General features: G+C 69.6%; 26 protein-coding genes. 18 read left to right on the top strand and 8 right to left on the bottom strand.

Features of this window, described 5'->3' with window-relative positions; translation table 11 throughout:
* Window positions 1-720: an SDR family NAD(P)-dependent oxidoreductase gene (locus ACTOWL_RS07230; protein ID WP_441320529.1), complete on the top strand. Its 720-nt coding sequence runs from the start codon at window positions 1-3 to the stop codon at window positions 718-720.
* Between the two features lie 13 nt (window positions 721-733).
* Here ACTOWL_RS07230 and ACTOWL_RS07225 read toward each other — a convergent pair whose 3' ends face one another.
* From ACTOWL_RS07225 to ACTOWL_RS07205, 5 genes are all read right to left on the bottom strand, one after another.
* On the bottom strand, window positions 734-1543 hold the full coding sequence (locus ACTOWL_RS07225; RefSeq protein WP_441320528.1) for a transglutaminase-like domain-containing protein: 810 nt from the start codon (window positions 1541-1543) through the stop codon (window positions 734-736).
* Between the two features lie 167 nt (window positions 1544-1710).
* A complete protein-coding gene (locus tag ACTOWL_RS07220; RefSeq protein ID WP_441320527.1) occupies window positions 1711-2889 on the bottom strand; it encodes an alpha/beta hydrolase-fold protein in 1179 nt (392 codons plus the stop codon).
* A 56-nt stretch (window positions 2890-2945) separates the two neighbouring features.
* On the bottom strand, window positions 2946-3839 hold the full coding sequence (gene mmsB / locus ACTOWL_RS07215) for a 3-hydroxyisobutyrate dehydrogenase (protein ID WP_441320526.1): 894 nt from the start codon (window positions 3837-3839) through the stop codon (window positions 2946-2948).
* Window positions 3840-4050: 211 nt separating this feature from the next.
* Window positions 4051-5118 carry an enoyl-CoA hydratase/isomerase family protein gene (locus tag ACTOWL_RS07210; RefSeq protein WP_441320525.1) on the bottom strand — a complete coding sequence of 356 codons (1068 nt, stop codon included), beginning with the start codon at window positions 5116-5118 and terminating at the stop codon, window positions 4051-4053.
* An 18-nt stretch (window positions 5119-5136) separates the two neighbouring features.
* On the bottom strand, window positions 5137-6276 hold the full coding sequence (locus ACTOWL_RS07205) for an acyl-CoA dehydrogenase family protein (RefSeq protein ID WP_441320524.1): 1140 nt from the start codon (window positions 6274-6276) through the stop codon (window positions 5137-5139).
* A 120-nt stretch (window positions 6277-6396) separates the two neighbouring features.
* On the opposite strand from ACTOWL_RS07205, the gene ACTOWL_RS07200 reads away from it, so the two are divergent.
* The 4 genes from ACTOWL_RS07200 to ACTOWL_RS07185 all read left to right on the top strand — a co-directional run bounded on the left by ACTOWL_RS07200 (window position 6397) and on the right by ACTOWL_RS07185 (window position 10527).
* Window positions 6397-6801, top strand: coding sequence for a heme-binding protein (locus ACTOWL_RS07200; RefSeq protein WP_441320523.1), 405 nt, complete (start codon window positions 6397-6399; stop codon window positions 6799-6801).
* A 93-nt stretch (window positions 6802-6894) separates the two neighbouring features.
* Window positions 6895-7713, top strand: a complete 819-nt coding sequence (locus tag ACTOWL_RS07195; protein WP_441320522.1) for an ABC transporter ATP-binding protein — start codon at window positions 6895-6897, stop codon at window positions 7711-7713.
* Window positions 7710-9629, top strand: a complete 1920-nt coding sequence (locus ACTOWL_RS07190; protein WP_441320521.1) for a long-chain fatty acid--CoA ligase — start codon at window positions 7710-7712, stop codon at window positions 9627-9629. Before ACTOWL_RS07195 ends, ACTOWL_RS07190 begins: the two co-directional genes overlap by 4 nt.
* Before the next feature lie 4 nt (window positions 9630-9633).
* A complete protein-coding gene (locus ACTOWL_RS07185) occupies window positions 9634-10527 on the top strand; it encodes a branched-chain amino acid ABC transporter permease (protein ID WP_441320520.1) in 894 nt (297 codons plus the stop codon).
* Window positions 10528-10547: 20 nt separating this feature from the next.
* Here the strand turns inward: ACTOWL_RS07185 and ACTOWL_RS07180 are convergent, their stop codons facing one another.
* The gene (locus ACTOWL_RS07180) at window positions 10548-11024 is read right to left on the bottom strand and encodes a DUF2314 domain-containing protein (RefSeq protein WP_441320519.1); all 477 of its coding nucleotides are present in this window, start codon (window positions 11022-11024) and stop codon (window positions 10548-10550) included.
* 92 nt (window positions 11025-11116) lie between these two features.
* On the opposite strand from ACTOWL_RS07180, the gene ACTOWL_RS07175 reads away from it, so the two are divergent.
* The 5 genes from ACTOWL_RS07175 (at window position 11117) to ACTOWL_RS07155 (ending at window position 16098) form a co-directional block, all read left to right on the top strand.
* On the top strand, window positions 11117-12202 hold the full coding sequence (locus tag ACTOWL_RS07175) for a branched-chain amino acid ABC transporter permease (protein ID WP_441320518.1): 1086 nt from the start codon (window positions 11117-11119) through the stop codon (window positions 12200-12202).
* Window positions 12203-12242: 40 nt separating this feature from the next.
* Complete coding sequence (locus ACTOWL_RS07170; RefSeq protein ID WP_441320517.1) at window positions 12243-13541, top strand: ABC transporter substrate-binding protein; 1299 nt, start codon at window positions 12243-12245, stop codon at window positions 13539-13541.
* A gap of 7 nt (window positions 13542-13548) precedes the next feature.
* Entirely contained in the window at window positions 13549-14346 is a 798-nt protein-coding gene (locus ACTOWL_RS07165) for an ABC transporter ATP-binding protein (RefSeq protein ID WP_441320516.1), read from the top strand.
* Window positions 14347-14435: 89 nt separating this feature from the next.
* Window positions 14436-14819, top strand: a complete 384-nt coding sequence (locus ACTOWL_RS07160) for a hypothetical protein (RefSeq protein WP_441320515.1) — start codon at window positions 14436-14438, stop codon at window positions 14817-14819.
* 52 nt (window positions 14820-14871) lie between these two features.
* The gene (locus tag ACTOWL_RS07155; protein ID WP_441320514.1) at window positions 14872-16098 is read left to right on the top strand and encodes a phenylacetate--CoA ligase family protein; all 1227 of its coding nucleotides are present in this window, start codon (window positions 14872-14874) and stop codon (window positions 16096-16098) included.
* A 12-nt stretch (window positions 16099-16110) separates the two neighbouring features.
* Here the strand turns inward: ACTOWL_RS07155 and ACTOWL_RS07150 are convergent, their stop codons facing one another.
* Window positions 16111-17037 (bottom strand): helix-turn-helix domain-containing protein, encoded by a 927-nt coding sequence (locus ACTOWL_RS07150; protein WP_441320513.1) that lies wholly within the window; start codon window positions 17035-17037, stop codon window positions 16111-16113.
* A 208-nt stretch (window positions 17038-17245) separates the two neighbouring features.
* Between ACTOWL_RS07150 and ACTOWL_RS07145 the strand changes: the two genes are divergently transcribed.
* Genes ACTOWL_RS07145 through ACTOWL_RS07120 form a run of 6 tightly spaced genes read left to right on the top strand, consistent with a single transcriptional unit; the run spans window position 17246 to window position 20985 of the window.
* Complete coding sequence (locus ACTOWL_RS07145; protein ID WP_441320512.1) at window positions 17246-18385, top strand: amine dehydrogenase large subunit; 1140 nt, start codon at window positions 17246-17248, stop codon at window positions 18383-18385.
* Complete coding sequence (locus ACTOWL_RS07140; RefSeq protein ID WP_441320511.1) at window positions 18385-18909, top strand: MauE/DoxX family redox-associated membrane protein; 525 nt, start codon at window positions 18385-18387, stop codon at window positions 18907-18909. Before ACTOWL_RS07145 ends, ACTOWL_RS07140 begins: the two co-directional genes overlap by 1 nt.
* A gap of 22 nt (window positions 18910-18931) precedes the next feature.
* Complete coding sequence (mauD, locus tag ACTOWL_RS07135) at window positions 18932-19531, top strand: methylamine dehydrogenase accessory protein MauD (protein ID WP_441320510.1); 600 nt, start codon at window positions 18932-18934, stop codon at window positions 19529-19531.
* Between the two features lie 19 nt (window positions 19532-19550).
* Window positions 19551-20087 (top strand): methylamine dehydrogenase light chain, encoded by a 537-nt coding sequence (locus ACTOWL_RS07130; protein ID WP_342237240.1) that lies wholly within the window; start codon window positions 19551-19553, stop codon window positions 20085-20087.
* Window positions 20084-20524 (top strand): c-type cytochrome, encoded by a 441-nt coding sequence (locus ACTOWL_RS07125; protein WP_441320509.1) that lies wholly within the window; start codon window positions 20084-20086, stop codon window positions 20522-20524. Before ACTOWL_RS07130 ends, ACTOWL_RS07125 begins: the two co-directional genes overlap by 4 nt.
* Window positions 20521-20985 (top strand): hypothetical protein, encoded by a 465-nt coding sequence (locus ACTOWL_RS07120; RefSeq protein WP_441320508.1) that lies wholly within the window; start codon window positions 20521-20523, stop codon window positions 20983-20985. The genes ACTOWL_RS07125 and ACTOWL_RS07120 overlap by 4 nt, the downstream gene beginning before the upstream one ends.
* Before the next feature lie 9 nt (window positions 20986-20994).
* Here the strand turns inward: ACTOWL_RS07120 and ACTOWL_RS07115 are convergent, their stop codons facing one another.
* Window positions 20995-22863 (bottom strand): calcium-binding protein, encoded by a 1869-nt coding sequence (locus tag ACTOWL_RS07115; protein WP_441320507.1) that lies wholly within the window; start codon window positions 22861-22863, stop codon window positions 20995-20997.
* On the opposite strand from ACTOWL_RS07115, the gene ACTOWL_RS07110 reads away from it, so the two are divergent.
* Both ACTOWL_RS07110 and ACTOWL_RS07105 read left to right on the top strand, forming a co-directional pair.
* Entirely contained in the window at window positions 22799-24301 is a 1503-nt protein-coding gene (locus ACTOWL_RS07110) for a tryptophan 2,3-dioxygenase family protein (protein ID WP_441320506.1), read from the top strand. The two genes, ACTOWL_RS07115 and ACTOWL_RS07110, sit on opposite strands and share 65 nt — an antisense overlap.
* Window positions 24298-25470 (top strand): aminotransferase class V-fold PLP-dependent enzyme, encoded by a 1173-nt coding sequence (locus ACTOWL_RS07105; RefSeq protein WP_441320505.1) that lies wholly within the window; start codon window positions 24298-24300, stop codon window positions 25468-25470. The genes ACTOWL_RS07110 and ACTOWL_RS07105 overlap by 4 nt, the downstream gene beginning before the upstream one ends.
* Window positions 25471-25475 lie beyond the last annotated feature (5 nt).

The raw sequence follows: 25475 nt of genomic DNA, 5'->3' as shown, positions 1-25475 counted from the left end.
ATGGCCGAGACCACGAGGCCTCTGGAGGGCCGGATCGCGCTTGTCACCGGTGCGTCGCGCGGCTTCGGCGCCGCGGTCGCGGTGCGGCTCGCCGCCGCCGGCGCCCATGTCGTCTGCGCCGCCCGCACCGTCGGCGGGCTGGAGCAGACCGACGACGCCATCAAGGCCGCGGGCGGCAGCGCCACGCTGGTGCCGATGGACCTGTCGAAGTTCGAGCAGATCGACCTGCTCGGCGGCTCGCTGGCGCAGCGCTTCGGCAAGCTCGACCTGCTGGTCGCCAACGCCGCCATGCTCGGCCATCTCGGCCCGGTCGCCTACAGCGACGAGAAGGTCTGGGCCCGGGTGCTCGACCTCAACCTGAACGCCAATTACCGGCTGATCCGCTCGGTCGACCCGCTGCTGCGCGCCGCCGAGGCGCCGCGCGCGGTCTTCGTCACCGACCGCATCGCCCGCAGCGGCATCGCCTATTGGAGCGCCTACGCCGTGGCCAAGGCCGGGCTCGACACCCTGGCCGGACTCTACGCGGCGGAGACGGCGAAGACGGAGCTGCGGGTGGCGCTGTTCCATCCCGGGCCGATGGCCACCCGCCTGCGCGAGCAGGGTTTTCCGGGCGAAGCGCCCGGCGCCCAGCCGGCGCCCGACGCTGCCGCCGACCGCCTGCTCGCCCGGCTCCTGGCCGGGGACGGGCTGAGCGCCGGCAAGGTCGCGGACTGGGAGTGACCGCCGCCGGCTTTCAGCCGGCGATCTCGTCGGCCCGGACCTTGAATCCGGCCAGCGTCGTCGTGCCGAAGCCGTTGCTGAGGGCGACATCCGCCGCATCCCGCCCCCGCGCCATCAGCACCCGGCCGATCCGGGGCCGGTTGTGGCGGGCGTCGAAGGTGTACCAGCGGCCGCCGAGATAGGCTTCGAACCAGGCGCTGAAATCCATCGGTGCAGAGTCTGCCGGCATACCGATATCGCCGAGATAGCCGGTGCAGTAGCGGGCGGGTATGTTCATGCAGCGGCAAAGGGTGACCGCGAGATGGGCGAAGTCGCGGCAGACGCCCGCCCGCTCCTGATGCACGTCCCAGGCCGATTTGGTCGGCCGGGCGTGGTCGTAGCCGAACCGGACATGGCCATGGACGAAGTCGCAGATCGCCTGGACGCGGGCCCAGCCCGGCGGCGATTTTCCGAACAGCCCCCAGGCGGTTTCGGACATGAGGTCGGTCTGGCAGTACCGGCTGCCGAGCAGGAACACCAGCGCCTCCGTCGGCAGGTCCGAGACCCTGATCTCCGGTGCGTCGGGCGCAATCTCGTCGGCCAGGCCGCTGTCGCTGACCACGGTCTCCGTCGACAGGCGGATCTGCCCGGCGGGCGCCAGGATCCGGCTGCAGATGTTGCCGAAGCCGTCGATATAGACATCGACCGGCACCACCGGGTCGGATCGCAGCGTGTCCGGAGCGGCCAGATCCTGTGCGCGCTCCGGATGGATCCGCAGCATCAGCATCATCGGGGTGGGCTGCGGGCAGTCGTAGACCAGTTCGAAGCCGACGCGAATCCGCATGACCCATCCTTCCGTGGCCGTGGCGACGGCACCTTCGGGTCGCCCTCCCATCTCGCAGCGGTTCGGATCCGGCTTTGCTTGCGATGCGACGCGAGCGTCCTATCGCCGTTGCGGGATCGTAACAGACGCGCGCGGAATTTCGTTCCGGGATCGGCAGGGCCGCCCGATCAGTCCCGGAAGATCGTTTGCAGGAAATCGATCAGAGAGGGGCGCCAGACCGCCATCTCGTGGGAGAGGCCTGGGTACTCCTTGTAATCATAGCGGATTCCGGCGGCGTCGAGGTCGCGGCGCAGCCCGGCAATGTCCTTGCCGGTGATGGTGTCGTCGCTGCCGACCGTGACGGCGAAGCCGCGCAGGCTGGCATTGACCTTGGCCGGGTCGGCGAGCGCCTTGGCGATGCCGGCGTCCGGCACCGTGGTCTGCGACACGCCGCTGAAGGTCGCCAGCCAGGCGAAGGTGCCGAGATGGCCGAGGCCCGAAACCAGCGCCTGGTAGCCGCCCTGGGACAGGCCGGCCAGCGCCCGGCCCGCCGCGTCGGTGCGGACCCGGTAATGCGCCTCCATATAGGGAATGATGTCGCCGATCAGCTCGCGGTCGGCGGCGGCGGCGTTCGCCGGATAGAAGGTCTGGCGCCGGGTCGCGCCTGGAAAATCCTCCGGCACCGCCGCAACGATGTCGGTCTCGGTGTCCGGGATCACCACGATCATCGGCACGATCTGCTTTTCGGCCAGCAGATTGTCGAGGATCTGCGGCGCCCGGCCCTGGGTGACCCAGGACCACACTGTGTCGCCGAAGCCGTGATAGAGGTACAGCACCGGCAGCGGCGCCGAGCCGTCGCCATAGCCCGGCGGCGTCCACACCAGCATCTGCCGCTCGGAGCCCAGCGCCTGGCTGGTCAGGGTCACGACCCGCAGGTCGCCATGCGGCACGGGCTTGGTGTCGACGATGCTGCCCGGCACCAGGATCAGGCTGGTGTTGACCTGGCGCTGCGGCTTCGGCGCGTTGGTCCCCGTATCCGTCGCGCGGAAGCCGTCGACGTTGAAATAGTACTCGTAAAGGTCAGGCGCGGCCGGGCCGACCGTGACGCTCCAGACGCCGCGCCCGTCCTTGGCCATCGGCGTCGCCTTGACCTTGGCCGGGTCCATCGAGCCGAACACGACCGCGACCGCCTTCGCCTCCGGCGCGAACAGCCGGAAGGTGATGCGGCGGTCCGCCTCGACCCGGGTGACAAAGTCGCGCAGCGGCTGGTCGGCCGGCGGCAAAGCGGGAATGCCGGGATCGGCGGCCATCGACGGCGCTCCACTCAAGGACAGAAGAACCGCGATCGACGCGGCGATCTTGCGCATGGGGTCCCTCCCGAGTCTGTGGGCAGGAATTATGCCCGACAAACCGGAAAGTCTGCCTATTTCTCGCCGGAGATCATCTTGAAGATGCCCGAGAAATCGGTCTCCGCCGCGCCCTCGTTGACGAACAGGGTATACAGCGCGGCCGCCGCGGCGCCGAGCGGCGTGGCGGTGCCCGAGGCCTGGGCCGCGGCCTGCGACAGGCGCAGATCCTTCAGCATCATCGCCGCGGTGAAGCCGGGCTTGTAGTCGCGGTTGGCCGGCGAGGTCGGCACCGGCCCCGGCACCGGGCAATAGGTGGTCAGCGACCAGCACTGGCCGGAGCTCTTCGACGACACGTCGAACAGCTTCTGCCGCTCCAGCCCCAGCTTGTCGGCCAAAGCGAAGGCCTCCGACACCGCGATCATCGAGATGCCGAGCACCATGTTGTTGCAGATCTTCGCCGCCTGGCCGGTGCCCGGGCCGCCGGTGTGGATCACGGCCTTGCCCATCGCCAGCAGCACCGGCTCGGCCCGACCGAAGGCGTCATCCGGGCCGCCGACCATGAAGGTCAGGGTGCCGGCCGCGGCGCCGCCGGTGCCGCCCGAGACCGGCGCGTCGACCATGGCGAAGCCGCGGGCCGCCGCCTCTTTCCCGATCACGCGCGCGCTGTCGACATCGATGGTCGAGCAGTCGATCAGCAGCGCGCCCGCCGGCACGCTGGCGCAGACCCCGTCGGCACCGAGATAGGCCTCGCGGGCATGGGCGCCGGTCGGCAGCATGCTGACCACCCACTGGGAGTCGTCGACCGCCGCGGCGATCGACGGCTTGGCGGCGATGCGCTCCTTCGCCACCGCCTCGCGCACCGACTCCACCGGGTCGAAGCCCGACACCCGGTGCCCGGCCTTGACCAGGTTCAGCGCCATCGGCCGGCCCATATGGCCAAGCCCGAGAAAGGCTATACGCAGCGACATAGGAATCCTCCCAACCAGGCGTGCACCGCCTGTCCCGTCTTCGATCGGCCTGTTCCTGCCACCTCGAACAGGAACCTGCCTAAGAGAGCTGTCATGCCCGGGCTTGACCCGGGCATCCAGAAAATGTCGACGCCCTCTGGATTGCCGGGTCAAGCCCGGCAATGACAATAGAGGAACAGCCCCGATCGGAAGATCCTGTCACGATCATTCTTCAGTCGAAGCTCAGCTCATGGCCGGGCAGCGGCTGGAAATAGGCGGCAACCGCGGCGTCGTCCACCTCGGCCAGCGTCGCCGGCCGCCATATCGGGTCGCGGGTCTTGTCGACCAGCTGCGCCCGCACGCCCTCGAAGACATCCGGCGCCGCCAGGACGCGGTGGACCATGCGGTACTCCATCGCCGCCACCGCGTCATAGGGCATGGTCTTGCCCTGGCGGATCTGGCGCAGCGTGACCTTCAGGCTGGTCGGCGATGCGGCGCGGATCTGCGCCGCCGCGGCCTGCGCCCAGTCGCCGCTCTCGACGTCGAGTGCCGCCAGGATCTCCTCCACCGTGTCGTGGCCGAAGCAGCGGTCGATGGCCGGGCGCAGCGGCGCCAGGGCCGGCGCGCCGGGATCGGCGGCGAAGCGCTGCAGCACCGCCTCCGCCACCAGCCCGCCATTGCCGATCCAGCCGGCATCGGCCAGGGCCGCGACCAGGTCGTCGACCCGGGCCGAGGCGACGTGATGCGTGCCCATCCGGGTGAAGAGCATGTCGGCGGCGCCGATGCGCGCCCCGGTCAGGGCGAGGTAGGTGCCGGTCTCGCCCGGGCAGCGCGACAGGAACCAGCCGCCGCCGATGTCCGGGAACAGGCCGATGCCGCATTCCGGCATGGCGCTCAGCGTCTTCTCGGTCGTCACCCGGTGCGAGCCGTGCACCGACAGGCCGAGCCCGCCGCCCATGGTCACGCCGTCCAGCAGCGCGATCCAGGGCTTGGGGAAATGGTGGATGGCATGGTTCAGCCGGTACTCGACCCAGAAGAAATCCTGCTCCAGGTCGCCGCCCGGCACGCCCGGCTGCGGCCCCCGCTCATAGACCGCGCGGATGTCGCCGCCGGCGCAGAAGGCGCGGTCGCCGGCGCCGCGCAGCACCACGGCGTGCAGCCCTGGATCCGCCGCCCACTCCGCGATCTTCGGCAGCAGCGCCCGGCACATCGCCAGCGTCAGCGCGTTCAGCGCCTTCGGCCGGTTCAGCGTCACGATGGCGATCGGCCCCTCGCGGTCGAACAGGATCTCGTCGGTCATGGCAGTGTCATCCGGCCCCTACTCCGCCAGCAGGCGGCGGGCCACGATCAGGCGCATGATCTCGTTGGTGCCTTCCAGGATCTGGTTGACGCGGACGTCGCGCAGGAAGCGTTCCACCGGATAGTCCTTGATGTAGCCGTAGCCGCCATGCAGCTGCAGCGCATCGTTGCAGATCCGGAAGCCGGCGTCGGTGGCGAAGCGCTTGGCCATGGCGCAATGCTGGGTCGCGTCCGGGTCGCGGCGGTCGAGCGAATCCGCGGCGCGGTGGATCATCAGCCGGGCCGCGTCCAGGTCGATCGCCATGTCGGCCAGCTTGAACTGCAGGGCCTGGAATTCGGCGATCTTCCGGCCGAACTGGCTGCGCTGCCGCATGTGGCCACGCGCCGCCTCCAGGCAGGCGCGGGCGCCGCCCAGCGAGCAGGCGCCGATATTGACCCGGCCGCCGTCCAGCCCCTTCATCGCGAAGGTGAAGCCCTGCCCTTCCTCGCCCAGCCGGTTGGCGACCGGGACGCGGCAATCCTCGAAGATCACCATGGTGGTGACCTGGCTGTTCCAGCCCAGCTTCTTCTCCTTCTTGCCGAAGGACAGGCCGGGCGTGCCCTTCTCGACGATCACCGCCGAGATGCCCTTCGGCCCCGCCTCGCCGGTCCGCACCATCACGACATAGACGTCGGAGGTCGAGCCGCCGGAGATGAAGGCCTTGGTGCCGTTCAGCACATAATGGTCGCCGTCGCGCACCGCCTTGGTGCGCAGCGAGGCGGCGTCGGAGCCGGAGCCGGGCTCGGTCAGGCAGTAGCTGGCGAAGCGCTCCATCGTCATCAGCGACGGCAGGAAGCGCGCCTTCAGCTCCTCCGACCCGAAGCTGTCGATCATCCAGCCGACCATGTTGTGGATCGAGATGTAGGCGGCGGTGGAGACGCAGGCCGCCGACAGCTCCTCGAACACGATCGCGGCATCGCGGCGGGTCAGGCCGCTGCCGCCATGCGCCTCGCCGCAATAGATGCCGGCGAAGCCCAGGGCCGCGGCCTGGCGCAGCGTGTCGACCGGGAAGATCTGCTCCTCGTCCCAGCGGGCGGCATGGGGGGCCATCTGCTCCGCGGCGAAGGCGCGCGCGGCATCGCGGATGGCGTCTTGTTCGGCGTTCAGCGTGAAGCTCATGGAATGAGCGTGGCCGCAACCGGGCCTGGGATCAAGGGCCGTGCGTACGATTCTTTCGCGCTGCGGCGGGACGCTCCCGAGGCTGCTATGCTGGCCGCGCCGATTCCGCCGGAGAGCGCCATGCCCGACTTCGCCCCCGCCCTCGCCGAAGCCCAGGCCGCGCTGGCCACCACCCTGGCCGAGGCCGGCCGGCGCGAGCAGCAGATCGCGGCGGTGGTCGTCGACCGCGGCGGCCACATCGTCGCCGCGGCGCGGATGGACGGCGTCGGCCACCTGACGCTGGAGATCGCGCGGCGCCGGGCGGCCGCGGCGCTGCATTTCGGTGAGCCGACCCGCGAGCCGGCACTGCGCCTGGCCCGCGACCCGGCCGAGGCGGCGCAGCTGGCCGGGCTGGGCGAGATCCTGGTGCAGCCGGGCGGCTTCCCCTGGCGCGACGCCGGCGCCGTGGTCGGGGCGCTCGGCATCGCCGGCGCCGGGGCGGAGGACGACCACGCCATCGGCGATACCGCCATCGGCATGCTGTAGACGTTTTGCTGATTGCCTTTCCTGCGGCTTCCACGACATTGATGAGGACAAGGCGCCCGCCAGAGGTGCCGGACGCGTACAGGGGGAGAGAGTATGCAGGCTGGGGCCGCGCCGCCCGCACCGGGAGATGCGCTACTGACCGCGGACTCGGTCAGCCTCGCCTTCGGCGGGGTCAAGGCCCTGACCGATGTCGGCTTCACCGTCCGCCGCGGCGAGCTGTTCTCGATCATCGGTCCGAACGGCGCCGGCAAGACCTCGATGGTCAACTGCATCTCCGGCCGCTACAGCCCGACCGCCGGGCGCATCCACTACAAGGGCCGCGACATCACCCGGCTGCGGCCCAGCGCCCGGGCCGAGCTCGGCCTCGGCCGCACCTTCCAGAACCTGGCGCTGTTCGCGCATATGTCGGTGCTCGACAACATCATGGTCGGGCGCCACCACCTGCTGAAGAACAACGTGCTGACCGGCGCGCTGTGGTGGCTGGGCGGCGCCCGGCAAGAGGAGCTGCGGCACCGCCGCGCGGTCGAGGAGATCATCGACTTCCTCGAGATCCAGCACATCCGCCGCGCCCTGGCCGGCACCCTCTCCTACGGGCTGCGCAAGCGGGTGGAGCTGGCCCGCGCCATCGCCCTGAAGCCCGATCTGATCCTGCTGGACGAGCCGATGGCCGGCATGAACCTCGAGGAGAAGGAGGACATGGCCCGCTACATCGTCGACCTCAATGCCGAATGGGGCATGACGGTGATCATGATCGAGCACGACATGGGCGTGGTGATGGACATCTCGCACCGCGTCATGGTGCTGGATTTCGGCCGCAAGATCGCCGAGGGCACGCCCGAGGAGGTGCTGGCCGACGCCCATGTCCGCCGCGCCTATCTCGGCGAGGTCGATGACGCGGAGGCGGCGGCGTGAGCGACGCCGCGTTCGACACCTTCCCCAAGCTGCTGGCCCGCAACGCCGCGCGATGGCCGGGCGAGGTGGCGCTGCGCGAGAAGGATTTCGGCATCTGGCAGGAGATCAGCTGGGCCGGCTTCCACACCCGGGTGCGCGGTTTCGCCCTGGCGCTGCGCGCGCTGGGCATCGGGCCGGGCGCCGTGGTCGGGCTGATCGGCGACAACCGGCCGGACTGGGTGGCCGGCCAGATCGCCGCCCACGCCGCCGGCGCCATGAGCCTCGGCCTGTACCGCGACGCGCTGGACGAGGAGGTGGCGTACCTGATCGGGCACGCCTCGGTCGCCATCGTCCTGGCCGAGGACGAGGAGCAGGTCGACAAGCTGCTGGGCCTGGGCGACCGCATCCCGAGCGTCCGCCACATCGTCTATTCCGACCCGCGCGGCATGCGGAAATACGAGGATCCGCGGCTGCTGCCAGTCGAGGACTTCATCGCCCGCGGCGCCCCGCTGCTGGCCGCCGATCCCGGCCTGTACGACCGCATGGTGGCGGCGACGCGCGGCGAGGATGTCGCGGTGCTGTGCACAACCTCCGGCACCACGGCGCAGCCGAAGCTGGCCATGCTCTCGGCCGGGTCGGTGATCCGGCACACCGCCAGCTACCTGGCGGTCGACCCGCAGGGGCCGCGGGACGAGTACGTCTCGGTGCTGCCGCTGCCCTGGATCATGGAGCAGGTCTACGTCTTCGGGAAAGCGCTGCAGTGCCGGATGATCGTGAACTTCGTCGAGGAGCAGACCACCAGCTGGGCTGATCTCCGCGAGATCGGGCCGACCTTCGTGCTGCTGGCGCCGCGGGTGTGGGAAGGGCTGGCCGCCGATGTCCGCAGCCGGATGATGGACGCCTCCTGGCTCAAGCGCCGCCTGTTCAACCTCGGCATGAAGTTTGGCTTGAAAGCGCTTGACCAGAAAAATAAATCACCGCTTTCGAAGATCCTGCTCTTCGCGGCCTTGCGCGACCGGCTGGGCTTCTCGCGGCTGCGCTCGGCCGCGACCGGCGGGGCGGCGCTGGGGCCGGAGACCTTCCGCTTCTTCCTCGCGATGGGGGTGCCGCTGCGCCAGCTCTACGGCCAGACCGAGCTCCTGGGCGCCTACACCATCCACCGGGAAGGCGACGTCGATTTCGACACGGTCGGAATCGGCTTCGACGACAGCGTCGAGCTGCGGATCGAGGCGCCGGACCCGAACGGCGTCGGCGAGATCGTCACCCGCCACCCCAACATGTTCCTCGGCTACTACCGCAACGAGGAGGCGTCGAAGGCCGACCTGCGCGACGGCTGGCTGGCCACCGGCGACGCCGGCTATGTCGACGGCAAGGGCCACCTGGTGGTGATCGACCGGATGAAGGACCTCGCCGTCACCAGCGAAGGCGGCAGGTTCAGCCCGCAATACATTGAGAACAAGCTGAAATTCTCGCCTTATGTCGGCGAGGCGGTGATCCTGGGCCATGGCCGGCCCGACCTGGCGGCGATCATCTGCATCCGCTTCCCGATCGTCTCGAAATGGGCGGAGAAGAGCCGCATCGCCTTCACCACCTACACCGACCTGTCGGCGCGCGAGGAGGTCCACGGCCTGATCCACCGCGAGGTCGAGACGGTGAATGCCGGCCTGCCGGAGGCGCAGCGCATCCGCCGCTTCCTGCTGCTGTACAAGGAGCTGGACGCCGATGACGGCGAGCTGACCCGCACCCGCAAGGTGCGCCGCGGCGTGATCGGCGAGAAATACGGCGATATCATCGACGCGATCTATCGCGGCGACCCGGCGATCCCGGTCGACACCACCATCGCCTTCCAGGACGGCACCAGGCAGCGGATCCGCACCACGCTCAGGGTGGTCGACCTCGCCCCCGGCCGCGCCGGGCAGCGCCACGCGGCGGAGTGAGCCCATGAACCTCGCCTTCCTGTTCCAGCTCCTGATCAACGGCGTGATCGTCGGCACGCTCTACGGCGTCGTCGCCATGTCCTTCGTGCTGATCTACAAGGCCAGCCGGGTGGTGAACTTCGCCCAGGGCGAGTTCCTGCTGATCGGCGCCTGGATCTGCTGGTGGGTGCTGACGAAGTACCAGGTGCCCTTCGTGGTCGGCTTCGCCATCACCCTCGCCTTCATGCTGGTGTTCGGCATCCTGCTGCAGGTGGTGGTGCTGCGGCCCTTGATCGGCGAGCCGGTGATCTCCGTGATCATGGTCACGATCGGGCTGTCGCTGGTGTTCCAGCCGCTGATGGCCTGGATCTTCGGCGTCTCGGCCCAGCCCTTCCCGCCGGTGTTCGAGACCCAGTCGGTCAACATCCTCGGGCTGCAGGTGCAGACCGTCTACATCCTGTCGATGGCGATCAGCCTGTTCATCATGGGCGGCTTCGCCTGGTTCTTCAAATTCTCGCGCATGGGCCTGGCGATGCGCGCCACCGCCTTCGACCAGCAGGTGGCGCAGTCGATGGGCATCTCGGTACGCCAAGTCTTCGCCATGGCCTGGGCGATCTCGGCGATGGTCTCGTCGGTCGCGGGCATCGTCGTCGGCGTGGTCAACGGCGTCTCCTCCGCCCTGTCCGGCTTCGGCATCAAGGTGTTCCCGGCGGTGATCCTGGGCGGGCTCGACAGCGTCGTCGGCGCGGTGCTGGGCGGGCTGATCATCGGCGTGCTGGAGCATTTCGCCCATTGGCTGGACGTGACCTTCCTGGGCTGGGGCAACATGCTGAAGATCGCGCCCTTCTACGTCCTGATCGTGATCCTGATGATCAAGCCCTACGGCCTGTTCGGCACCCGCGACATCGAGAGGGTGTGAGGATGCCGGGACCGCAGCGATCAATGATCGAGGAACGGCAGATCGGCCAAGTCGCCGATCAGGTCATGCGGATCGGCCGGCTTCTCCCGCGCCAGGATCACCTGAAGCGAGTAGGCGCCTCGGATGCCCTTGGTCGTCACCACCATCCAGTCCGAGACGGAGCCCGGCCGGACCTTGATCCGCTCGCCCAACTTGTAGCCGGATACATACTCGATCCGGTTCGTGATCGTGCCGACGAACCCGTCGTTTTGGATGGCGACGTCGGCCAGCCAGACATGCTCGTTCTCGTCCCCTTGGGTCAGGCGAACCTTCAGCTGGATCGAGGTGACATCCGTCGACGGATGCGACAGGTACTTGCGAAAGACCGGGAGCGTGTCGCGGGCCTTCCGGATCGCCCCGTTCATCGCCGGGTCGGACTCGCGAAACCAGGCGATTCCCTTTTCCGGGTCCGTCTGGGCCCCTGCCACGCCCGGCAGCGCCATGGCGACAGCCAGCACCAGGATCCATCGACGATGCATGGCGATCCCCCCACCCGGTTTGCCATCGTCGGGATCATAGCATCGCGCCGCGCTGTCGGAGGAAAGGCCTGATGGCGAACGCCTATGCCCGCCCCTGCGGCGACTTCCGCACCAGCTACGCCGCCGACACCACCATCTTCGCCGATGCGTTCAGCCGGCGCAGCGTCATCGTCATCCTGGTCCTGCTGGCGTTCTCGCCGATCGCGGTGCAGCTCGGCTGGCTGTCCAAGGGCTGGATCGACAGCTTCATCGAGATCGGCTACCTCGCCGTCGCCGCGCTCGGCCTCAACATCCTGGTCGGCTTCACCGGCCAGATCTCGATCGGCCATGCCGTGTTCTTCGGCTTCGGCGCCTTCGCCTCGGCCTGGCTGAACCGCACCACCGGCATCCCGGTGTTCTTCTGCATCCCGATCGCCGGGGTGATGACCGCCGCGGTCGGCCTGGTCTTCGGCATCCCGGCGGCGCGGATCAAGGGCCTGTACCTGGCCATCGCCACCCTCGCCGCCCAGGTCATCCTGGAGGATTTCTTCGCCCGCGCCGGCTGGTTCACCGGCGGCGTCGCCGGCGCCCATGCCGCCCCGGTGACCCTGTTCGGCTGGGAGGTCGACCGCATCAACTACTTCTACATCGTGCTGTTCTGGGGCGCGCTGCTGTACCTGGCCGCGACCAATCTGATGCGCTCGCGCGACGGCCGCGCCTTCGTCGCCGTGCGCGACCACTACCTGGCCGCCGAGATCATGGGCATCAACCTGACCCGCTACCGGGTGCTGTCCTTCGGCATCGCCGCCTTCTACGCCGGGGTCGGCGGCGCGCTCTACGCCCATTACCTGCAGGTGGTCTCGGTCGAGGAGTTCACGATCCTGAAATCGATCGAGTTCCTCGGCATGATCATCATCGGCGGGTTGGGCTCGATCATGGGCACCATCCTGGGCACCATCTTCATGGTGTCGCTGCCGGATGTGATGGACTGGCTGGTGCGGCTGATCCGCGGCACCTGGCTGTACAGGACGCTCGACCTGCGCGTCGGCATCAACTTCCTGAAGGAGATGGCGGTCGGCGTCGCCATCATCCTGTTCCTGATCTTCGAGCCGGACGGGCTGGCCCATCGCTGGCGCCAGATCAAGGCCTGGTGGAAGCTGTACCCCTTCTCGTACTGAACCCGGCCGCGACAGAACGGCCGCCATGGAGGACACCCGGATGTCGAGACGATCCCTGCTCACCGCCACCGCCTTGATCGGCCTCTGTGCCGCCGCCCCGGCGTTCGCCCCCCAGGCTTGGGCGGACGACATCCCGGTCGGCCACATCGCCGACCTGACCGGCCCGACCGCCTCGATTGGCGTGCCCTATGCCGACGGCGTCGCCGACACGTTGAACTGGGTCAACGAGAATGGCGGGGTCGATGGCGACGACATCGCCTTCGAGACCTACGACTACGCCTACAAGGCGCCGCAGGCGGTCTCGGAATACCAGCGGCTGGTGGCGAACGAGCAGGTCGTCGCCATCGCCGGCTGGGGCACCGCCGACACCGAGGCGCTGATCGAGTTCATCGGCAAGGACCAGATCCCCTACTACTCCGGCTCGTATTCCGGGGCGCTGACCGACCCGACCGGCAAGGCGCCGAAGGCGACCAAGGCGACGCCGTTCAATTTCTTCTACGGCCCGTCCTACTCCGACGCCTGCCGGGCGCTGGCGCAATGGGCGGCCGACGACTGGAAGAAGAAGGGCGGCCAGGGCAAGCCGAAATGGGTCCATATGGGCGACAACCACCCGTACCCGAACTCGCCCAAGGTGGCCTGCAACGAATATGCGCAGGAGCTGGGCTTCGAGGTGCTGGACCCGATCCAGTACACCATGGCGCCGGGCGACTTCACGCCGCAATGCCTGACCCTGAAGGAGAAGGGCGCCAACTACGCCTATATCGCCAACATCGCCGGCTCGACCCCGTCGCTCTTGAACGCCTGCGCCACCGCCGGCACCAAGGTGCAGTTCGTGGCCAATGTCTGGGGCTATGACGAGAACATCATGAAGGCGGCGGGCCAGAATGCCGACGGCGTGGTGGTTGCGGTCCGCACCGGCGCGATCTGGACCGACAAGAACGCCGGCATGGACAGGGTGCGCGAGATCTCGAAGACCAGCGATTCCAGCGGCGAGACCTATCGGCCGCTGAGCTACATCGCCGGGGTCTGCGCCACCTCCTACATGGTCGAGGCGATCAAGGCGGCGAAGGCCAAGGGCACGATCACCGGCGTCGCCATCCGCGACGCGATGTACGGGAAGAAGGACTGGGTGCCGGCCGGGCTGGAAGGCGTGTGCCTGCCCTCGACCTGGACCGCGACCGACCATCGCGGGCTCATGACCGTGCCGATCTACCAGGGCCATGTGAAGGGCGCGACCCAGGGCAAGGAGGTCACGGCGCTGATGGCCGACGGCACCATGTCGCTGGAGAAGGTGGCCGAGATCACCCTGCCCCGCCGCCCGGAATGGTTGGGGTACTGAGCCTGGCATGACCGCCCCGCCGCTGCTCTCGGTCGAGAACATCGAGGTCGTCTACAACGACGTCATCCTGGTGCTGCGCGGCCTCAGCCTCGCGGTGCCGCAGGGGTCGATCGTGGCGCTGCTCGGCGCCAACGGGGCCGGCAAGTCGACGACGCTGAAGGCGATCTCCGGCCTGCTGCGCACCGAGGACGGGGCGGTCACCCGCGGCGCCATCCGCTATGAGGGCCAGCCGATCCATGACCTCGACCCCGGCGCCGTGGTGCGCCGGGGCATCTTCCAGGTGATGGAGGGGCGCCGCATCGTCGCCGACATGAGCTGCGTGGAGAACCTCCGGCTCGGCGCCCACACCCGGCGCGACCGCGGCGTGGCCGACGACATCGACCGGGTCTACGGCTATTTCCCGCGGCTGCGCGAGCGCAACGGCCTGGCCGGCTACCTGTCCGGCGGCGAGCAGCAGATGCTGGCGATCGGCCGGGCGCTGATGGCACGGCCGAAGCTGATCCTGATGGACGAGCCGTCGATGGGCCTGTCGCCGCTGATGGTGAAGGAGGTGTTCGGCATCATCCGCCGCCTCAACGCCGATCTCGGCATTTCGATCCTGCTGGTCGAGCAGAACGCCCGCATGGCGCTGTCCTGCGCCGACACCGGCTACATCATGGAGAACGGCAAGGTGGTGCTGGACGGCACCGCCGAGGCGCTGGCGGCCAATGAGGACGTCAAGGAGTTCTACCTCGGCGGCGGCGGGGAGCAGCGCAAGAGCTTCAAGAACCTGAAGAGCTTCAAGCGCCGCAAGCGCTGGCTATAGCTGTCAGCTGCCGTCCCGGCATATCGGCAACATCCGGCATGCTGGCGGCACTCCCCGGAAATCCCATATATTGCGTTCGGGAGACCATCATGACCGCCGCTGCGCCGCTCTTCGACCGCCTACTCTACGTCCAGCGCCTCCGCAGCGCCGGCATCGATGAACAGCATGCTGTCGCCCAGGCCGATGCCCTCGACGGTGCTTTTCGCGAGAGCGTCGCCACAAGAGCCGACTTGGCCCAGGAAACTGCCGTGCTGAAGACCGAGTTGCAGCAAATCGACCACCGCATCGACGTGCTTGAAGCCAACGTCAAAGCAGAGTTTGCCGGAGTCCGAGGCGAAATCGCCATGGTCCGGAGCGAAATCTCGGCCGTGCGGACCGATCTTGCAGCCGCGATCCAGCGCCAGACCGTCTGGCTCGGCGGCACCATGATCGCGTTGCTGGCCATCGGCGTCACTCTCGCCAAGACCCTCTGATCGCGAGCGGCCTGGTACGCTCGCGCATCTCTCGCAACAAGGGCCCCTCTCCATGGCCGAGCATTACGACGATCTCGAAACCCGCCCGCCCGAGGCGCGCGAGGCGGCGCTGCTGGCCGAGCTGCCGGCCCAGATCGCCCATGCCAAGGCCGCCGCCCCCGGCTATGCCAAGCGCCTGGCCGATTTCGATCCGGCCGCGGTGACCAGCCGGGCCGAGCTGGCCGAGCTGCCGCTGACCCGGAAGTCCGAGCTGCCGACCATCCAGGGCGTCGACCTGCCCTTCGGCGGGCTGACCACGATCCGGCCGGGCCGGTTCCGCCGGATCTTCGGCTCCCCCGGCCCGATCTACGAGGGCGAGGCGCATGGCATCGACAGCTGGCGCTTCGCCCGGGCCCTGTTCGCCAGCGGCTTCCGCGAGGGCGACATCCTGCAGAACTGCTTCTCCTACCACTTCACCCCGGCCGGCGTGATGTTCGAGACCGGCGCCGAGGCGCTGGGCTGCGCCGTGATTCCGGCCGGCACCGGCAACACCGAGCTGCAGGCCCGGGCCATGGCCGATTTGAAGCCGCGCGGCTATGTCGGCACGCCCGATTTCCTCAAGCTGATCCTGGAGAAGGCGGACCAGCTCGGCCACGACACCGGTTCGGTCAAACTCGCCCATGTCTCCGGCGGACCGCTGCTGCCGCCGCTGCGCGAGTTCTACTCGGCCCGCGGCATCGACCTGTTCCAGAGCTACGGCACCGCCGATCTCGGCCTGATCGCCTATGAGACCGCGGCGCATGAGGGGCTGGTGCTGGCCGAGGGCATCCTGGTCGAGATCGTCCGCCCCGGCACCGGCGATCCGGTGGCGGAGGGCGAGGTCGGCGAGGTGGTGGTCACCAGCTTCGACCGCTGCACGCCCTGGATCCGCTTCGCCACCGGCGACCTGTCCGCCATCCTGCCCGGGCGCAGCCCCTGCGGCCGCACCGCGCCGCGGCTGCGCGGCTGGCTCGGCCGGGCCGACCAGAGCACCAAGGTGCGTGGCCTGTTCGTCCATCCCGGCCAGATCGCCGAGGTGCTGAAGCGCCACGGGCTGGAGCGCGGCCGGCTGGTGGTGAAGAGCCAGCAAGGCATCGACGACGTCGTGCTGCAGGTGGAGAGCGCCGACGCCGCGGTGGCCGAAGCCGCAGCCGAGACCATGCTCGACGTCACCAAGCTGCGCGCCGCGGTGGCGGCGGTGCCGCCGGGCAGCCTGCCGAATGACGGCAAGGTGATCGAGGACACCCGCAAGCTCACCTAAGCGACGGCCCGCTCACCCGCGGCCGCGCACCGTCCTGGACGGGGATTCGCCGTAGAGCGCGGCGTAATAGGCCGAGAACCGGCCGAGATGCCAGAAACCCCATTTCATGGCGATATCGGAGACTGTGCGGTCCGCGCCCTCCGCCGCCAGCAGGTCGCGCCGGGCGCCGTCCAGCCGCTTCAGCCGCAGCCACAGGCCCGGGCCGACGCCCACCGTCTCCTTGAAGGCGGAGCGCAGGATCTCGCTCGGGACGCCGAGCCGGCGGGCGAGCTGGGTCACGCCGATCGGCTCGTCCTGCTGGTCCTCGACCACCTCCCGCGCACGGCGGTACAGCCTGTGGTCGCCGGAGCGCAGCGGCCGCGTCTCCTGCGTCCGGTGCAGAATCTGCGCATAGAGGAAACCGAGCTTGTCGGCGATCAGCTCCGGCAGCAGCCGCGCCAGGTCGTCTCCCGGCAGGGCCATCGCGCCCGAGAACAGCGCCATCAGCCCGACGAACCACTCCGCCGCCGCCTCCATGTCCGGGAAGGTCGGCGCCGCCAGCGCCGGGGCCCGCAGGGCCGGCGCCCCGAACACCTTCTCCGCCTCGACCGAGACGATCAGGATGTCGCTGTCCGGCGCGAGGCTGGCATGGAGCTCCTCGCCGCCCCGCATCACCAGCACCTCCCCGCTGCCGACCGGCACCGCGTTCATCCGATAGGTGGCCCGGTCCGCCAGCGCGCGCACGAACACCAGCTGGCCGTCCGGGGCCGCCGTCGCCTCCTCCACCGCGACGCTGACCCGTTCCCGCCACAAGCAGACGCCGTCCAGCCGCAGCATCTCGACCGCGCCGCGATAGGGGCCGGGATTCAGCTGGGCATAGCGCTGGTGCCAGCCCAGCAGCGCGCCTTCCTGGGCGCAGGCGTCGGTGTAGTCGCGACGGGTGTAGACGACATCGGGCATCGGGCCGCTCGTCCAGCCAATCGGCATGATCCGACCACGAGCCCGGAATCCGGTCAATCGGGGTGACAGCCCAATTCTTGGGCAATCAAGCCCGGGAAACTGGATAGCGGTACCGAAAATTCCGCCGCTACTGTTCCCCCGGGAACATTCGAAGGCGCCGCGGCCCGTTCGAACGGGCCCCGCAAGCGACAGAGGGGGAGATCACGACGTGGCAACTCCGAGCCGACTCGTCCTGGGGGCCGTCGTCCTGGCCCTCGCCCCCGCCGCCTTCGCGGCGGAGTTCACCCCGGAGGTCGTGACCGTCAAGGCGGCGATCGATCCGGGGCCGAACGTCTTCGTCTATCAGCAGGAATGGAAGGGCGCCGGCAGCATCGCCGTCTTCGGCCAGGCCGACCTCGCCTTCAAGGGGCTGCTGACCGCCGGATCCATGGGCCAGATGCTGGTCGCGCCGGATGGCAAGACGGCCTACGGCCAGTCCAGCTACCTGAAGCGGATCACCCACGGCCCGAACGAGCAGGTCGTCGAGATCTACGACGTCGTCGGGCTCTCCCTGACCAAGGAGATCGCGCTGCCGCCCAAGGCCGCCATGGCGCTGGGCTACGCGCCGCTGCTGCAGCGCACGGCGACCGGCCGGTTCCTGCTGGTGCAGAACGCGACACCGGCCACCTCGGTCACGGTCGTCGACCTGACCGCCGGCAGCGTCAGCGAGGAGATCCCGACGCCGGGCTGCTACGGCATCTACCCCTCGGCCCAGGGCGACCGCTTCGCCACCGCCTGCGGCGACGGCACCTTCCACGACATCGCCCTCGGGCCGGACGGCAAGGCGGCGGAGAAGGTGCAGAGCGCGGCCCTGTTCGACGCCGATGCCGACCCGGTCTTCATCTCCCCCGCCGCCTATGATGGCGGCCGCGTCTTCGTGACCTATGGCGGCAAGGCGCTGCTGCTGAAGGATGACGGCGGCCCGATGAAGACCGCCGAGACCTTCGACCTGACCACCGGGGTCACGGGCGGCTGGGCGCCGGGCGGCTACGGCATCGCCGCGGTCAACGCCGCCAAGGGCATCCTGTTCGTCACCATGCATCCGGACGCCAAGGACGGCAGCCACAAGGCGCCGGCCCATGAGATCTGGGCCTATGACCTGCGGGCCAAGAAGCTGCTGTCGCGCTCGCCGGTCGAGCATGTCGTCTCGATCGCCGTCAGCAGCGGTGACACGCCGGTGCTGTTCGGCACCACGGAGACCGGGTCGCTGCTGCGCTTCACCACCGACCCGGCTGCCGGCTATGCCCTGAAGGCGGCCGGAGAGGCCGGCATCACCGGCTTCCCGATGGCGCTCGCGGTGGTCGAGTGATGGACGCGACGCTCCTCGCCGCGGCGACGGCGATCGCCTTCATCGCCCTGCTGTTCGCCCGGGCCGCGATCCACAAGGTCTTCGACTTCACCGCCTTCACCGGCTTCGTCGCCGACTACCGCCTGGTGCCGGCATCGATGGCGCGGCCGCTCGCGGCGCTGGTCGCGGCCGCCGAAATCGCCGCCGTCCTGGCGCTGATCGTCCCCGGGGGCCAGGCCGTCGGCGCCATACTCGCCGCCGGCCTGCTGCTGGCCTATGCCGGCGGCATGGCGGTGAACCTCCGGCGCGGCCGCGACCGGATCGAATGCGGCTGCGGCGGCGCGCCCCAGCCGCTCGGCTGGCTGCTGGTCGGGCGCAACCTGGTCCTGGCCGCGATCGCCGGGACCGCGGCGGCCGTCCCGCTCTCCGTCCCCGGCCTGGCCGGGACGCTGGTCGTCACCCTCGGCGGGCTGACCGGATTCGCCGCCTATCTGCTGGCCGAGCAGATCCTCGCCAACGCCGCATTCATCGGCATCCGGCGCTGACGTTCAAGGAAGGGGCCATTCCATGACTCTGATGATCTTCGCACTGGCCTTGCTCTGGGTCGTCGTGCTCGGCCTGATCGTCGCCCTGTTCGCCCTGTCGCGGCAGATCGGCGTGCTGTATGAGCGCATCACCCCGCTCGGCGCCCTGGTCAATGATTCCGGGCCGAAGATCGGCGATGTCTCGCCACGCTTCGCGCTGGAAAACCTGAACGGCGGCGAGGTCGTGATCGGGCCGCGGCCCGGCCGCTCGACGCTGGTCTTCTTCCTGTCCCCGACCTGCCCGATCTGCAAGAAGCTGCTGCCGGTGCTGCGCTCGGTGCGCGAGGCGGAGCGGCCGTGGCTGGATGTGGTGCTGGCCAGCGACGGCGAGGAGGACAGGCAGCGCCGCTTCATCCAGACCGCGGGGCTGACCGGCTTCCCTTATGTCAACTCGACCGAGCTCGGCCTCGCCTACCGGGTCTCACGCCTGCCCTTCGCCGTCCTGCTCGGCGAGGACGGCACCGTCCTCTCCAAGGGGCTGGTCAACAGCCGCGAGCAGCTCGAGAGCCTGTTCAACGCCAAGGAGATGGGCGTCGCCTCGATCCAGGATTTCCTGGACGGCTACGCCCCGGCCCGCAGCTGACGCCGGAAAGGAGCATCCCGTGATCACGCTTTTCGACACGCTCACCGGCTTCATCGACCGGATCGCCGAGACCGGCAGCCGCCGGCTGGCGCTGGGCAGCAGCCGCCGCTCCTTCCTGGCCAAGTCCGGCACGGCCCTGGTCGGCGGCATGCTGCTGCCGGTCCTGCCCTTCGACCGCACCTTCGGCCAGGCCCACGCGGCCGTCGGTGCGATCGACGACCCGACCGCCTGCGAGTACTGGCGCTACTGCGCGCTGGACGGCAATCTGTGCAGCAGCTGCGGCGGCTCGGTGAACCAGTGTCCGCCGGGCGCGGAGGTGTCCAAGGTCACCTGGGTCGGCACCTGCCGCAACCCGACCGACGGCAAGGACTACCTGGTCTCCTACAACGACTGCTGCGGCAAGGCGATCTGCGACAACAGCCCGTTCTGCAACACCAATGAGCGCGAGCGCCCCGGCTATCGCATGGGCCTGCACAACGACATCAACTGGTGCATGGCGAACACCTCGCAGGGCTATCACTGCACCGTGGCGGCGCTGGTGGGCATCGCCGAATGAGGATCGGCCCGGCGACCATGCTCCTGCTGCTGGCGGCGGTTTCGGCCGCGCCGGCGGCCTGGGCGCAGGACGGCAAGGCGCTGTTCGACTCCGCCTGCGCCGCCTGCCACCAGGCCGGTGGGGTCGGCAATCCGGGCATCGCTCCGCCGCTCAACGACGCCGCCCTCTGGCAGCGCCTGGGCGACCGGGCGCCCGGCTATGTCGCCGGGGTGATGACCTCCGGCCTGTCCGGCATGATCCAGTCCGGCGGCCAGGTCTATGCCGGCCTGGTCATGCCGCCCCAGGCGATGAGCGACGAGGAGTTGGCGGCGATCGGCGCCTACCTCCTCGGCACGCTCAACCAGACCGGCCAGACGATCGACCCCGGCCTGATCGCCAGGACCCGCGAGGCGCCGCCGTCGCATTCGGCGCTGCAGAAGCTGCGCAAGGGGTCATGAAGGCCCTGCGGCCGATCCTTACGCCCGTCCTCGCCGCACTGCTGCTGGCCGCTCCCGCCTGGGCTCAAGATGCCCCTTCCCGCTCGGCCCGGACCGACTACATGCTGAAATGCTCGGGCTGCCACGGCGCCGACGGGTCGGGCAGCCCGGACCGCGGCATCCCCGATTTCCGCGGCTATGTCGACGGCTTCGGCCGGACCGAGACGGGCCGGATCTACGTCATGCATGTCCCCGGCGTGGTCAATTCCAGCCTGCCGAACGGCCGGATCGCCGCCGTCATGAACTATGTCATCGCCAGCTTCGGCGCGCCGGAGACCCGGGCCGGCGTCCCACCCTTCACGGCCGAGGAGGTCGACCGCCTCCGCGCCGTGCCGGTGCCGGATGTCGTCGCCTACCGGCGCGAGGTGGCGGCCGAGCTGGCCAAGGCCGGGATCCCCGTGGCCGGCTATCCCTGGCCCTGATTGGCACCGTCACAGCACGAAATCTGCGGCAACCAGGGCGATGGTGCCGCTGAGCACAATGTGGAAGTCGGAGGTGCCGTCGCCGTCGACATCGCCGGCGACGGTGGTGTTGCCGCCGGACTGGGCGTAGCGCAGCTGGCCGGCCGTGTTGCTGTAGAGCGCCGTGCCGATGAAGGTGAAGGCCTGGTTGCCGGCGACAGTGGTGACGGCGTCGATCGCGGACAGGTCGATCCGGTCGCCCTGGGCATGGCTGAAATCGGTGATCCGGTCGGCCCCGGCGCCGACTGGGCTCTGGGCGACGCTGGCATAGACGAAGCGGTCGGCACCGATGCCGCCGGTCAGCAGGTCCTGGCCGCCGGCCCCGGTGAGCAGGTCGTCGCCATTCCAGCCCTGCAGCGTGTTGGCGCCACTATTGCCGACGAGGCTGTCACCGCCCTGGCTGCCGGACAGGTTCTCGATCAAGGCCAGGGTGTCGCCCTGCGCCTCGCCGCCGCTGCCGACGCCGGTCGCCAGATTGACCACGACGCCGACCGAGCCGGTGTAGTAGCTGGCGGTGTCGATGCCCGAGACGCCGGTCAGTCGGTCGGCCCCGGCGCCGCCGCGCAGTACGTCGTCGCCGAGGCCGCCGTCGAGGATGTCGTCGCCGCCCTCGCCGGACAGCGTGTCGGCACTGTCATGGCCCTGCAGCCAGTTGGCGGAGCCGTTACCGGTGATGATATCCGCGTGGCCGCTCGCCGAGACGTTCTCGACGCCGATGAAGCTGTCGCCCGCGGCCTGGCCGCCGGAGCCCTTGCCCGTCGTCAGATTCACCGTGATGGCGGTCGTGCTGGGGTGGTACTGGACCCAATCGACGCCGCCGCCGCCGTCCAGCACATCGGCGCCGTTACCACCATACATGGCGTCGTCACCCGCGCCCCCGACGAGCCGGTCGTCGCCGGCATAGCCGCCGAGCAGGTCGTCGCCGCCGAGGCCGGTCAGGACATTGGCGCCGTTGGAGCCGGTGATGTCGTCGTCGCCGAGGCTGGTGCCCGTGACGTTCTCGACATCGTCCCAGAGCAGGTCCTGGCTCGCGACGCCCTCGTTGGTGGCCGCGGCCCCGATGTCGACGGTCAGCGGGCCGTTGTCGTAGTTGTGGTAGCTGACCGTGTCGTTGCCGGCGCCACCATGGAACTCCTCGGCCGCGCCGCCGGCGATCATCAGGTCGTCGCCGGCGCCGCCGTCGAGCATATCGGTTCCGCCGGCCCCGCCGCGGAGGATATCGGCGCCGCCGCGGCCCTCCAGCACGTTCGAATGGCCATCGCCGATCAGCAAGTCGGCGTGGGCCGAGCCCCGGATGTCCTCGATGCCGCTGAAGGTGTCGCCCTCGGCATCGCCGCCGCTGCCGCTGTTGGCGCCCAGGTCGACGATCACGGTGGCCGCGGAATTGGCGTAGCTGGCAGCGTCGTGGCTGTCGCCGCCGACATCGATTAGCTTGTCGGCGCCGACGCCGCCATCGAGAACATCGTCCCCGCCGTCGCCGTGGAGGGTATCGTTGCCGGCCTTGCCCATCAGGACATCGTCGCCGTCGAAGCCGGTCAGGACATTGGCGACGTCGCTGCCGGTCAGGATGTCGGCATAGAACGAGCCGTAGACGTTCTCGATGCTGGCATAGCTGTCGCCCCAGGCGGTGCCGCCGAAGCCGGACCCGGTCAGCAGGTTGACGAACACGGCGGCGCCGGAGTCGAGGTAGGACACGCGGTCGGTGCCGGTCCCGCCGTCGAGCAGGTCGCCGCCGCCGCCTCCGATCAGCGTGTCGTTGCCGCCATGGCCGAAGATGCTGTCGTCGGACGCCGTGCCGGTGAGGGTGTTGGCGTTGTCGTTGCCGTGGATGATGGACATGGTCTCCCCTTCGCGATTGCCGCGGGGTGTGTTGCCGGTCTCCATGCCCGTGTCGAAGCTGCTGAATGCCGCCGATTTCGCTGCGTGCGGCAGCCGGTCCCGCGGCCCTCGGGCCATGGACCCGCCATCCGTTCCATCCGGAGGCAGCCTCGTTGACATAGGATTATACTCGATTCCGCGGCACCCTGGCCAGCAGTTCCCTCTTCGTTCGCGCCGCGACCGCCTGGTTCCGCCCCTTGCGAGGAACGCTTTCGGCACGCTAGCCTTCCGTCACCATCAGCACTGGACCGCGGTCGACTCCGGTCGGCAACCGGCAGGCATAGCCACCGGGAGACGCGCCATGGCCGAACCAGGCGTCCACTACGCATCCTATCTCCAGCTCGACCAGCTGCTCGACCTGCAGGCCCGCGAAAGCGAGAGGGCCGGGCGGCCGGCGCATGACGAGATGCTGTTCATCATCGTGCACCAGGCCTACGAGCTGTGGTTCAAGCAGATCCTGTTCGAGCTCGACGCCGTGCAGGGTGTGTTCGCCGCCGACCGGGTCGACGACCGCGCCGTCGGCCGCGCCAGCCGCGCCCTGCGGCGCATCCACGAGATCCTCAAGCTCGGCGTGCACCAGCTCGACGTGCTCGAGACCATGACGCCGCTGGACTTCCTCGACTTCCGCGACCTGCTGCGCCCGGCCTCGGGCTTCCAGAGCGCGCAGTTCCGGCTGATCGAGATCCGCCTCGGCCTGCGCGCGGCCGACCGGCTGGCCTATGAGGGCCGGTCCTTCGAGGCCCGGCTGGACTCTTCGGGGCGCGAGCGGGTCGAGGCGGCGGGCGTCCAGCCCAGCCTGTTCGACCAGCTCGACGCCTGGCTGGCCCGCACGCCCTTCATCGAGCTCGGCGGCTACCGCTTCCGCGAGGCCTACCGCCAGGCCGTGGTGGTGATGCTGGAGGGCGACATCGGCCACCTGACCGCCCATCCGACGCTGGACGAGACGGCGCGGGAGAAGGAGGTGGCGGCGCTGCGCCAGGCGCTGTCGCGCTTCGACGCGCTGTTCGACGAGACCCGCCACGCCGAGGAGGCGGCGCAGGGGTCGTGGCGGATGTCCTGGCGGGCGCTGCAGGCGGCGCTGTTCATCAATTTGTACCGCGACGAGCCGGCGCTGCAGGTGCCGTTCGGGCTGCTGAGCCTGCTGATGGACCTCGACGAGACCATGACGCTGTGGCGCTACCGCCACGCGCTGATGGTCCAGCGCATGATCGGGCTGAAGACCGGCACCGGCGGGTCGTCCGGCCACGACTATTTGGCCCGCACCGCCGAGCGGCACCGGGTGTTCAGCGACCTGTTCACCCTGTCGACCTATCTGATCCCGCGCTCGGCCCTGCCGCCGCTGCCCGAGGAGATCACCCGCCGCACCGGACTGTCCTACGGCGGGGAGGCCGGGGCATGAGCTTCAAGCCGCTGTTCTCCCGCTTCCTGGCGGCGGCGCCGGAGCGGCTGCACCTGGCCGCGCACAGCCACCACCTGTGGCCCGACACAGTGTTCGAGGCCCAGCTCCGTTACGTCGAGGACACCGCCCGCCTGGCCGACCACAAATGGGAGCTGGTCTTCGGCGCGTTGGTGCCGCGGCTGCAGGCCGGGATCGCGGCGATCCTGAACCTGCCCGACCCGGCCTCGCTGGCCTTCGCGCCGAACACGCATGAGTTCGTGCGGCGCCTCTTGTCCTGCCTGCCGGCGGACCGGCCGGCCCGGGTGCTGACCACCGATTCCGAATTCCACAGCGTCCGCCGGCAGCTGGCCCGGCTGGAGGAGGACGGGCTGGTCCAGGTCACCCGCGTGGCGCAGGAGCCGACGGCCGACTTCCCTGCCCGCTTCGCCGCGGCGGCCGCGGCCGGCGGCCACGATCTGGTGTTCTTCAGCCAGGTGTTCTTCAACTCGGGCTATGCCGTGCCCGACCTGGCGGCGCTGGTGGCGGCGGTGCCGGACCGCGAGACGCTGGTCGCGATCGACGGCTATCACGGCTTCATGGCGCTGCCGACCGACCTGTCCGCCATCGCCGGCCGCGCCTTCTACATCGCCGGCGGCTACAAATACGCCATGGCCGGCGAAGGCGCCTGCTTCCTGCATGTGCCGCCGGGTTACGGCCCACGGCCGCGCGACACCGGCTGGTACGCCGCCTTCGGCGCGCTGGCCGGGGCGCAGGACGGGCGCGTGCCCTACGGCATCGACGGCAGCCGCTTCCTCGGCTCGACCTTCGATCCGTCCGGCCTCTACCGCCTGCTCGCCGTGCTCGACCTGCTGGCCGAGCGCGGCATCGGCGTGCCGGCGATCCATGCCCATGTGCTGGCGCTGCAGCAGGGCTTCGCCGAGGCGCTGGATCGGGCCGGGCCGCCGGACCTCACCCGCGACCGGCTGCTGGTGCCGCTCGATACGCCGGTGCGCGGCCACTTCCTGACCTATCGGACCGAAGCCGCCGGGACGATCGACGACCGGCTGCGGGCGGCCGGCATCGTCGTCGACCACCGCGACGACCGGCTGCGCTTCGGCTTCGGCCTCTATCACGACCTGGCGGAGGTGCCGGCCATGGCCGATCGGGTCGCCCGCGCCCTGGCCCGGTAGCGGAT

It is taken from the genome of Inquilinus sp. CA228 (assembly GCF_052078665.1).
Classification (GTDB): Bacteria; Pseudomonadota; Alphaproteobacteria; order DSM-16000; family Inquilinaceae; genus Inquilinus.
Note: the sequence above shows the minus strand (reverse complement) of the source record. Positions and strands in the feature narration are given on the sequence as shown.